Annotated in this window: 10 protein-coding genes, 1 tRNA gene and 1 pseudogene; 5 read left to right on the top strand and 7 right to left on the bottom strand. The window is 67.6% G+C overall.

The window, feature by feature from the left end:
- From GPA_RS20055 to GPA_RS06615, 3 genes and pseudogenes are all read left to right on the top strand, one after another.
- A pseudogene (locus tag GPA_RS20055) lies at positions 1 to 199 on the top strand (TorD/DmsD family molecular chaperone); the annotation flags it as partial.
- 37 nt (positions 200 to 236) lie between these two features.
- On the top strand, positions 237 to 977 hold the full coding sequence (locus tag GPA_RS06610) for a 4Fe-4S dicluster domain-containing protein (protein WP_227154782.1): 741 nt from the start codon (positions 237 to 239) through the stop codon (positions 975 to 977).
- Positions 974 to 1,927 carry a 4Fe-4S binding protein gene (locus tag GPA_RS06615; RefSeq protein WP_015539381.1) on the top strand — a complete coding sequence of 318 codons (954 nt, stop codon included), beginning with the start codon at positions 974 to 976 and terminating at the stop codon, positions 1,925 to 1,927. Before GPA_RS06610 ends, GPA_RS06615 begins: the two co-directional genes overlap by 4 nt.
- Before the next feature lie 125 nt (positions 1,928 to 2,052).
- On the opposite strand, the gene GPA_RS06620 is transcribed toward GPA_RS06615, so the two are convergent.
- The 4 genes from GPA_RS06620 to GPA_RS06635 are packed head-to-tail and all read right to left on the bottom strand — an operon-like array spanning position 2,053 to position 5,256.
- Positions 2,053 to 3,213, bottom strand: a complete 1,161-nt coding sequence (locus GPA_RS06620) for an ABC transporter permease (RefSeq protein WP_041239201.1) — start codon at positions 3,211 to 3,213, stop codon at positions 2,053 to 2,055.
- Positions 3,191 to 4,072 (bottom strand): ABC transporter ATP-binding protein, encoded by an 882-nt coding sequence (locus GPA_RS06625; RefSeq protein WP_231847594.1) that lies wholly within the window; start codon positions 4,070 to 4,072, stop codon positions 3,191 to 3,193. Before GPA_RS06625 ends, GPA_RS06620 begins: the two co-directional genes overlap by 23 nt.
- Positions 4,069 to 5,007: an efflux RND transporter periplasmic adaptor subunit gene (locus GPA_RS06630; protein ID WP_049784045.1), complete on the bottom strand. Its 939-nt coding sequence runs from the start codon at positions 5,005 to 5,007 to the stop codon at positions 4,069 to 4,071. Before GPA_RS06630 ends, GPA_RS06625 begins: the two co-directional genes overlap by 4 nt.
- A 21-nt stretch (positions 5,008 to 5,028) precedes the next feature.
- Positions 5,029 to 5,256, bottom strand: a complete 228-nt coding sequence (locus GPA_RS06635; RefSeq protein WP_015539383.1) for a hypothetical protein — start codon at positions 5,254 to 5,256, stop codon at positions 5,029 to 5,031.
- Positions 5,257 to 5,457: 201 nt separating this feature from the next.
- Here GPA_RS06635 and GPA_RS06640 point away from each other — a divergent pair, with 201 nt between their 5' ends.
- A complete protein-coding gene (locus tag GPA_RS06640; protein ID WP_015539384.1) occupies positions 5,458 to 6,138 on the top strand; it encodes a response regulator transcription factor in 681 nt (226 codons plus the stop codon).
- On the top strand, positions 6,128 to 7,531 hold the full coding sequence (locus tag GPA_RS06645) for a sensor histidine kinase (protein ID WP_015539385.1): 1,404 nt from the start codon (positions 6,128 to 6,130) through the stop codon (positions 7,529 to 7,531). The genes GPA_RS06640 and GPA_RS06645 overlap by 11 nt, the downstream gene beginning before the upstream one ends.
- 52 nt (positions 7,532 to 7,583) lie before the next feature.
- Here the strand turns inward: GPA_RS06645 and GPA_RS06650 are convergent.
- The 3 genes from GPA_RS06650 to GPA_RS06660 all read right to left on the bottom strand — a co-directional run.
- Positions 7,584 to 7,659 (bottom strand) — tRNA-Arg (locus GPA_RS06650).
- Positions 7,660 to 7,751: 92 nt separating this feature from the next.
- Positions 7,752 to 8,885, bottom strand: coding sequence for a C40 family peptidase (locus GPA_RS06655; protein ID WP_015539386.1), 1,134 nt, complete (start codon positions 8,883 to 8,885; stop codon positions 7,752 to 7,754).
- 190 nt (positions 8,886 to 9,075) lie between these two features.
- Positions 9,076 to 9,530, bottom strand: a 455-nt coding sequence (locus GPA_RS06660; RefSeq protein ID WP_041239202.1) for a LemA family protein, incomplete at its 5' end; no start/stop codon positions are given.

Consider the following 9,530-nt stretch of genomic DNA (forward strand, 5'->3'; position numbering starts at 1 on the left):
CGGCGACGAGGCCGCCGCGGAGGCGGCGCTGGCCGAGCAGCGTGCCTTTGTTCGGGCCCACCTGCTGAACTGGGTGCCCGCCTTCGCCCGCGACATGAAGGCGTCCGCCGAAAGCGGCTTCTACGCGCACCTGGCCACGTTCACGGAAGCGTACCTGGCCGCCGATGCCGAGGCGCTGGCCGAGGTGGTGGGAGACTAGCAAGCTGCCTTTGGGCAGGTGATGGGGGATGATGGGAATGGAGACGATTTCTCGGCGCGGGTTCCTCGCCGCCGGGGCCGTGGGCGTGGCGATGGTGGGCGTCGGCGGGTTCGGCGCGGTGACGAGGCAGGCCGACGCCGCTTTCGTGCGCCCGCCGGGGGCAGAGTCGAATGCGCGGCTGACGGCGGCGTGCAACCGCTGCCAGCGCTGCCTGCAGGCGTGCCCGTACGGCATCATCACGCCGGTGCCGCTGGCCGGGAGCCTGGTGGCTTACGGCACGCCCACGCTCGCGTTCGAGCAGGGGTGCTGCGACTTCTGCATGAAGTGCGTGGACGCATGCCCCACGGGCGCGCTCTCGTACGGGGGCGCGCATGAGCGCGACCTGGGCGTGGCGCTCGTCGTGAAGGACGCCTGCGTGGCCTGGGACTGGTCGGGCTGCACCGTGTGCAAGGACGAGTGCCCGGTGGAGGGCGCCATCACGCTGGACGACCACGACCGCCCTGTCGTGCACCCCGATTTCTGCGACGGGTGCGGGCGCTGCGAGCAGGTGTGCCCCTCGTCCTCGCTGCGCGCCTACGACGCGAGTGTGGAGAACAAGGGCATCGTGGTGGTTTCGCGCGCGAGCGAGGCGGCGCGGGCGGCGGGCGCAGTCTCCAGCGAGGAGCTGCTGGCCGGTCGCACGGTCCCTGTCGCGCTGGCGGACGCGATGCCGCCCCATACGAAGGGCGTCCACCCCGACGGGCCGGACGCGACGCGCGAGGCAGGAGACCTATCATGAAGACGCGTACGAGGGCTGTCCGCATCCTCGTGGCAGCCGCCGTTCTCGTGGCGGCCGTGGCGGCAGCCCATCTTGGCGGCGGAGCCGCGGTGGGGACGCTGTGCGTGCTGTGTCCCGTGGGTTTCGCGCAGATAGCGGTGGCGTCGCAGAGCGTTCCGTGGCACCTGCTGCCCGGCGTGCTGGCGGTGCTGGCCATCGTGTTTCTGCTGGGCCGTGCGTTCTGCTCGTGGCTCTGCCCTTCGCAGCTGCTCAAGAACATCTTCGGCGGCCATACCCCGCGCGGCCTCTACGGCCGCAGCGGCGAGGCGCCGAAGGCCGGCTGCGCCACGTGCGCCTCGGCAACGGGTGCGAGCCTCAAGACGCAGGGAGTCGTGCTCGCCGTCTTGCTGGTCGTGTCGTTCGCCGTGGAGTTCCCGGTGTTCTGCCTGCTGTGCCCCATCGGGCTCGTGTTCGGGACGCTCTGGGCCCTGAACCGCGTGTTCGTGCTGCTGCAGCCGGGCTGGGAGCTGATCGTGTTCCCGCTCATGTTGCTGGCCGAGCTGTTCCTGTTTAAGCGCTGGTGCGCGGCCATCTGCCCGCTGGGATTCTTCTTCGGCCTGGTGGAGAAGGCGCGCACGAAGCTGGGTTTCGGCGTTCGCCCGCAGGCGTCGTGCAACACCTGCATTTCGAGCGAGGGATGCCGCACGTGCTCGACCGTGTGCCCCGAGAACATCGACGTGGCCGCCGCCGACGGACTTGTGCTGGAAGCCTGCACGCTGTGCGGCGACTGCCTGGAGAACTGCCCGACGAGGTCCATCTCCCTCTCGCTCGGCGCGCGGAAGCCAGATGCTCCCGTTTCCGTTCCCGTTTCGAACTCCGCTCGAGCCGACGAGCCCCCTTCGGCTGACGAGCCTGCCTCCGCCGCTTCGAGCTCTCTCGAAGAGTGCGATGACAACCTCGCCGTTCGCTAGCCTTTCCGTATAAAGAGAGTGTTTCACGTGAAACACTCCCTTACCAAATAGGTCATGGACAAAAGGTTAGGCCATAACCACGAATCTCGCCCCAGCGAGCCCTTGCTCCTTGCTGCAGCAGGTCCTCATTCCTGGCGCAGCGCCTCAATGGGCGTGAGGCGGGAGGCCCGGTAGGCGGGGAAGATGCCGAACGCCAGGCCGATGGCGGTGCTGGCGGCCACGGCAACGGCAACGACGTCCCAGGAAGCCGAGAATGCCAACCCCATGCTTCTCGCCAGCATGCCGAATGCCAGCCCGGCTGAGATGCCCGCCGCGCCTCCCATGAGGCTCACCAGCAGCGCCTCCATCAGGAACTGCCGCAGGATGTCGGACCTTCGCGCACCGAGCGCTTTCTTGATGCCTATCTCGCGGGTGCGCTCCGTCACCGACACCAGCATCACGTTCATCACGCCGATGCCCGCCACCACGAGCGAGATGCTGGCAATGCCAACCAGCATGAGCGTCATGGTCTGGTTGATCTCGCTGGAGGCGTTTAGCATGTCGTCCTGCGATACGACGGCGAACTGGTTGGGCGACAGCCCCCTCTCGCCCGACAAGTAGTCGAACAGGGCCGCCTTCGTCGCGTCGACGCCTCCTTCGAGAGCGGGCCGTGCATACACGGTCTCGATCTTCGTCTCCTCTCCCAGGCTTGGAAGGGCCGAGAACGGCACGAGTGCAAGGTTGTCGGCGTTGAGGCCCATGGTCTGGCCGATAGGTTCCAGCACGCCCACGACCACGAACGGCACCCCCGCTATCTTAAGCGTTTTGCCTAGGCAGTCCATCGTCCCGAACAGGTCGTTTGCCGTGCTGGCCCCAATTACGCACACGTTGGAGCGGTTCTCGCGGTCCACGGGCGACAGGTTGCGCCCGGTTGCGAGCCGAAGGCTGCGCGTGGTTAGGTAGTGCTCGTCCGAGACCTCTGCCGTGCTACGCTTCGTGGAGCGCCCCTCGTCCGTCAGGTCGCCGCCAACCCCTTTCGAAGGGGCAACCGACCCCATGCCCGGCAGTCCGCGCAAGGCGGCGATGTCATCGTAGCCGAGCGAGTCCTTGAACACGTAGGCCGACACCATGTCGCCTCCCAACGCCTTCATGCGCTCCTCCACCTGCCGGTTCGAACCTTCGCCGATGCCCACCAGCACGATGACCGACGAGATGCCTATCACCAGCCCAAGCATGGTGAGGGCCGTGCGCAACCGGTTGCGGGCGATGCTGGAGAGCGCGGTTTTAGCTGATCGCGTCCGTCGCACGTCGGCCTCCTTCCCCTGCAAAGCCTCGGGCTTGCAGCGTTATCCGACGCGCGGCCTCGTCAGCTGCCGTCTTCGAGCCGGAGCCCTTGCCTTCCTGCAGCCGTCCGTCGGCGATGCTCGCCGTACGCTCGGCCCGGGCTGCCAAGTTCGGGTTGTGGGTGATGAGGACGACGGTCTGCCCTTCGCGGTGCAAGTCCTCGAACAGCCCCATGATCTCGATGCTCGTGCGCGAGTCCAGCGCTCCTGTGGGCTCGTCGGCCAGCAAGATGGAAGGGTTGCCCACCAGCGCGCGGGCGATGGCCACGCGCTGCTGCTGTCCTCCCGAGAGCTGGTGCGGAAGATGCCGCTCGCGTCCCTCGAGACCGACTTTCGCCAGGTAACGGCGGGCGAAGGCGTTGGCCTCGCGCGGCCTCGTGCCGCGATAGGACAAGGGCAGCCTCACGTTCTCCAGCGCCGTGAGCGAGCCCAGCAGGTTGAAGTTCTGGAACACGAACCCGATGGTGCGGTTGCGCAGGTCGGCCAGCGCGTTGTCCGCCAGTTCCGCAACGTCGAGCCCGTTCAGCCAGTAGGTTCCGTCGTCGGGCACGTCCAGCAGCCCGATGATGTTCATGAGGGTGGACTTTCCCGAGCCGGAAGGGCCCACGATGGCCACGAATTCGCCCTCCTGCACGGCGAAATCGACGTTTTCCAGCGCGCGCACCTCCCCCTCGCCCATGGGGTAGCGCTTGCCCAGCCCCTCCATGCGTATGACCGGGCTGCTCGTGCTGCGCGCCTTCCAGGGTACCGCGCCCGTGGCCCGGGCATTGCCGGTTGCGGCCATGCGCTCGGCGCAGCTCGGGCAAATTGTTCCGGCGGTCATGCGGTCTCCGTCATGGTCACGATGGTGTCCCCGGCGCTCCCACCCGGCATGGCTGCGGATTCGTGGAGCACGACGGCATCGCCCTCGCTGATCTCGCCCGCCACCTCCACCTTCGAGCCGTCCGACAGGCCGGTGGACACACCGACGGTGCGTAGCGAGCCGTCAGGTTCCCTCACGGTCACGGTTTTGGCGTCGCCGTCGCCCTGCACGGCGCTTACGGGGACGGTGAGCACGTCGGTTGCCTGCGCAACCTTGACCGAGAGTGTGGCCGACATGCCCAGCCAGATGCTGCCGTCATTGGGCACCTCCACGGTCACGGTGAACTTCGAGCCGCTGGCCTGGTAGGCTCCTACCTGGCTGATGTTCGAGATCGCGCCCGTGCGCGTTCCCTGGCTGCCCACGACGACGTCGACCTCCTGGCCCTCGGCCAGGCTCGCCAGGTCGCTTTCGGCAACCGGCATCTCCACATGGACGGTGTCCATGCGCTCCACCTCCGCGAAGTGGTCGTCTGGGGAAAGCGCCTCTCCGGCCTTCGGTACGGTGCGGGATTTCACCACCAAGTCGTACGGCGCCGACATGACCTCGCCACTCGTGTAGGTCATCAATGGCTCCCCGGCGCGCACGAGCTTGTTCAGCGGCGCGTCGAAGGACTTGAAGTAACGCCAGGAGGCGGGTTTGAGCCTCTCGGACGCGCTGCCTTTCACCTCGCCGGTACCGGAGATGGTTTTCTCGATATTACCCCTGGTCACAAGAGCGGTGGGAACAGGTGCGGGGTCGGTTTGCCCCGGGGAGGCCAGGCTGCCCAGGGCGCCTCCGAACGCCTCCTCGCCCGCTGCGAGCCACCAGGCGGCCGCGCCGAGCCCGAGGGCCAGCACCGCCGCCAAGGCGATCAGACCGCCTGATGCTTTTCGGTGTTGCTTGCTGTTGTCTGGCATGGGATGCTCCTTGTTGCCGGCCTACTCGCCGTCGCTCGCGTCGGTCAAGGCTTCGTAGTCGACGGAGGCGCTTCCGGCGGTGTCCGGCTCCGCCAGGCCCGATTCGAGAGCCTGTTCACGCTCTCCTTGGAGGCTGTTCCCGCTCCCGCCGAGCTGCGGCCCGAGGTTCTTCAGGACGGCCAGCCCGCCCAAGATCACAAGGGCGACGGCCAGCACGCCGATGACGATCTTCATGGTCTTGGCGCTCATGGTTCTCCTTCCGTTAGCTGCCGAATGCGTGGGCATCTTAGCGGAGGCCGCCTTAAAACTTCCTGAAACATCAGAAGGGCCTCGCCAGCGAGGGCGCCGGGGCGCAGGGATGCGCGCCTCGGCGCGGCAGCCCGGCGCAGCCCCCTGCGCAAAGCACCACGTTTCAGCGCTTTTTAAGGAAGCCGATGCTAGAATGGCCGCATGAAGATACTCATCATCGAAGACGATCGCGCCATCTCCCGCGCCATCGCCGCGGCGCTGGGCTCGCGTTACGCCTTCGACCAGGCGTTCGACGGCGAAGAAGGGCTGTTCTTCGCGCAGCAGAACGTATACGACCTCGTGGTGCTCGACATCATGCTTCCCGCGCTCGACGGCTACGGCGTGCTGGAGCGGCTGCGCGCCGACGGCATGGACACGCCCGTGCTCATGCTGACGGCGAAGAACGCCCGCGACGACCGGGTGCGCGGCCTGCAACTGGGCGCCGACGATTACCTGGCGAAGCCGTTCGACCGCGACGAGCTGGTGCTGCGCGTCGAGGCTATCATCCGGCGCAGCATGGGCGTGCGCACGCTGGACGCCTTCGGGTTCCGCGGCCTGACGCTCGACCCGAACACGAGGCGCGCTGCCGTCGACGGTGCGCCGGTCGTGCTCAAGGGCAAGCAGTACGACGTTCTTGAGTACCTGGTGAGCCACGAGGGGCAGCTCGTGTCCAAAACGCAGCTGTTCGACCGGGTATGGGGGTTCATGAACGACACGTCGTCGAACGTGGTGGAGGTATACGTGAGCGCGCTGCGCAAGGTGCTGAAGGGGCATGGGTACGACCGCTTCCTCAAGACGATACGCGGGGCGGGCTACGTGTGGACGGACGACGATGGGCTTTGAGGAGCGGCGCGTTCGCCGCCTGCTCGCACGGAACACCCTGCTTTTCTTCGCGGCGTTCGCCGTGCTGTTCTCGCTGTTCGGTGTGCTGATATTCCAGATGGTGAGCTCCAGCATCTACCAGCCCGCCGACAACCAGCTGGCGGAGCTGCGCATCCTGACCTCCTCGGCCATGGCCGACTGGGAATCGGGGGACGGCGGAGACGGTTACGAGGTGCTGTCGGACGGGAACCTTTCGGCTGAGGCGGAAGGGGTCGGCGCCGGGCTGGAGGAGTCGATGGCCGACGATGCCGACGAGGGCGGCATTGCTATCTTGAACCGGTCGTACGTGGCCTCGAATCCGCAGCTCATCTACTTGTGGCGCCATGCCGACGGCAAGGCGGCGGGTACCGAGGGGCTTTACGCCAGCTACCCTGCCTATTTCGACGACATCCCGTTCGACCCTGGCGACTTGGATCGCGCGTACGAGGTGCGGGCGGGGGGCCATGTGTACCGCGGCATCAATTACGCCATGGGGAGCGGCGGGATTGCCGAGGGGGAGGTTTCGGACAGGGCGTATGTGCAGGTATTGGTGAACGTGGATTCCGAGATGGCACTGCTCGAGCATTTCACACGGGTGCTCGTCGTTTACCTGGCCGTGGCCGTGGCCGTGGCGGCGGCGGTGAGCTTCCTGCTGTCGCGCAGGACCGTCAAGCCCATCGTGGCCAGCATGAACCGCCAGACCGAGTTCGTGCAGAACGCCTCGCACGAGCTGCGCACGCCGCTGGCCATCATCCTTGCCGCGCAGGAGCGGTTGCTGGCGGAGCCGGGAGCCCGCATCGTGGACCGTTTCGAGGACGTGGGCGCGGTGGCGGACGAGACGAAGCGCCTCGCGCGCCTCGTGGACGACCTTATGACGCTGACGTCGGCAGACGCGAGCACCGAGGATGAGCGCGAGGCGGCGCCCCTCGAGGTAGGCGGCATCGTTGAGGATGTGGCTGGCCTGTACGCCGACGTGGCGGAGGTCGCCGGCAAAACGCTGACGGTAGCCGTCCGGCCGGCGGGCGAGGTGCGCATCGAGGCGGATGCGCTGCGGCAGGTGCTGGGCATCCTCTTGGACAACGCGCTCAAGTACACGGTGGCAGGCGATTCCGTGGCGGTGCGCTGCGAAGAACGGGGCGCTCGGGTAACGCTTTCGGTGGCGGATACCGGATGCGGCATCGACCCGGCGGATCGCGGCCGCGTGTTCGAGCGCTTCTACCGCGCCGATACGGCGCGCACCACGCCTGGCAGCGGCCTCGGGCTGTCCATTGCCCGCGCCCTTGTGGAGCACGCCGGCGGTGTTGTTGCCATCGAGGCCAACGAGCCGCGGGGAACGTGCGTTACGGTCGTACTTCCGAAGGCGAGGGCGCGCTGACGCCCGCTGTAACGGAAACGACGCCGCTCAAGGCGGCGTCGCGAGAAATCGATGGTGCCCCCGGCGCGATTCGAACGCGCGGCACCCGCTTTAGGAGAGCGGTGCTCTGTCCCCTGAGCTACGGAGGCGCGGCAGCTATTGTAGCATTCCCGACAGCGCTTGGCCCAGAGAAATGGTCCGGGCCGCTGGCAGGCGTCGGGCCGTTTTCCCGTCGGCGGTACTAGAAGCGCAGGGCGCAGGTGAACTTCGACCAGGAGAGCGGGTCGGTGTCGCGCACGAGCAGGCCCCGGTCGGGCGCATGGACGTAGTGGGTGCCGCCGTAGCTGACGGCGATGCCCACGTGGCCGTAGCGCCAGAGCACGTCGCCGGGGCGGGCTTCGGAGACGGGAACGCGTTGACGTGCGGCGCTGTACTGCGATTCGCTCTGATGCGGAACGTACATGCCGATCTGGCGATACGCCCATGTCACCAAGCCGGAGCAGTCGAACGAGTTCGGGCCTTCCGCCCCCCATTCGTAGGGGCAGCCGATGCGGCTCATGGCGTAATCGACCACGGAACCCTGTGACGGGATGTCCACGCCGTTGCCGCCTCCGCCGCTCGGCGGGTTGCCGCCGCCGGTACCCCCGTCTCCGCCACCTCCGGCGTTGCCGCTGTTCGCCGCCTCCCGTGCCGCCTCGGCCTCCATCTCGGCCTGCTTTTGCGCGGCGGCTGCCTCGGCGGCGGCACGCTGCTCTTCCTCGAGCAGGGCGCGTGCCTCGGCGTCGAGCGAGTTCATGAGCGCGTCGGCCTGGGCGATCTTCGCCTCGACCTCTTCCTTGATGGCCTTGGCCTCGGCGGCCTTGTCGGCGGCGATCTTCTCCTGCTTGGCGTATTCGGCCTTCGAGGCCTCCACGGTCTCGCGCAGCGTCTTGGTCTCGGCGACCATCTGGGTGTCGTTCTCGTTCAAGCCGTTCAGGATATCCCAGTTCTGGGTGAACTCGGCGAACGAGGTGGCGCCCATGAGGAAGTCCAGGAACGTGGCGGAGCCCGATCGGTACATGCTGCGGGCGCGGGTGCCCAGGTGATCCTGCAGGTTGGCGATCTGGGCCGTGGCCTCGTCGATCTTCACCTGTTCGGCCTCCATGGCCGTGCGTGCGGCGTTCTGCTCGTCCAGTGCGCCGTAATAGCGCTCGGCAGCTGCCTCGAGATCGGCGTTCAGGCCGACCAGCTGGTTGCGGACGGCGTCGGCCTCTGCCTGCTTCTCGGCAGCGGTCACGGCGAACGCGGCCTGGGGGAAGGCGAGGGATGCGGCGGCGAGGGCGGTTGCTCCCCCTACGAACGTGCGCCGCGAAAGGGCGGGTGAGGGCTCTTGCATGCGGTACCTCCTTGACGGGCCTGGGGCATGTCCGAGCGAATGTGCCCTCTATCTTACCACGCAACCCATGTATGACGAAAATACCCGCCAATTATCCAGATTCGAGGGAGAGGTCCGCGGACCCGCAGGGCCGCAGGGGAATGGCGCGGTGAGGTGGGGCGGCACGGCGCGGCCGACCCCCCCCCTCCCCCTAACGGCGCCGCTCGTCGGTGCGGTCGTCCATGGCGGCGTCGGCCATGGAGGAGGCCCAGAGCATCTGGGGGTTCATGACATGCGGGGAGGCGTCGGCGAGCGAAGGGAGGCTCCCGCGCGTCCAGTCGAGCGCGGCGCGCCGGGCGGCCGCTTCCGACACGTAGCGCTGCGGCTCGGACAGCCCCAGGCGCTTCACGAACAGGAGGGCGGGGAAGGAGCGCTGCGCATTCGCGGCGATGGTGGCCACGTTGTTGTAGATCTGCTGCTCGTGCGCGAGGGTTTCCATGGCCGCATCGAGCTGCGCGCTGGCCTTGCGGCTGGCAGGGCTCGCCACGAAGCCCGGTTCGACTTCGGCCGCCGCGTAGACGCGCTCGATGGCCTGTACGAGCCGGTCGTCTGCTGCTGCGGCCGCATGCGGGTCCTCCGCAGAGGCGGAGGCGCGCGAGGCCGCGG

Origin of the sequence: Gordonibacter pamelaeae 7-10-1-b, assembly GCF_000210055.1 — a bacterium.
Classification (GTDB): Bacteria; Actinomycetota; Coriobacteriia; order Coriobacteriales; family Eggerthellaceae; genus Gordonibacter; species Gordonibacter pamelaeae.

Coding starts and splice junctions, on each gene's coding strand:
- GPA_RS06610 (WP_227154782.1), top strand. CDS start 237: ATGGAGACGATTTCTCGGCGCGGGTTCCTCGCCGCCGGGGCCGTGGGC.
- GPA_RS06615 (WP_015539381.1), top strand. CDS start 974: ATGAAGACGCGTACGAGGGCTGTCCGCATCCTCGTGGCAGCCGCCGTT.
- GPA_RS06625 (WP_231847594.1), bottom strand. CDS start 4,072: ATGACCGCCGGAACAATTTGCCCGAGCTGCGCCGAGCGCATGGCCGCA.
- GPA_RS06630 (WP_049784045.1), bottom strand. CDS start 5,007: ATGCCAGACAACAGCAAGCAACACCGAAAAGCATCAGGCGGTCTGATC.
- GPA_RS06635 (WP_015539383.1), bottom strand. CDS start 5,256: ATGAGCGCCAAGACCATGAAGATCGTCATCGGCGTGCTGGCCGTCGCC.
- GPA_RS06640 (WP_015539384.1), top strand. CDS start 5,458: ATGAAGATACTCATCATCGAAGACGATCGCGCCATCTCCCGCGCCATC.
- GPA_RS06645 (WP_015539385.1), top strand. CDS start 6,128: ATGGGCTTTGAGGAGCGGCGCGTTCGCCGCCTGCTCGCACGGAACACC.
- GPA_RS06655 (WP_015539386.1), bottom strand. CDS start 8,885: ATGCAAGAGCCCTCACCCGCCCTTTCGCGGCGCACGTTCGTAGGGGGA.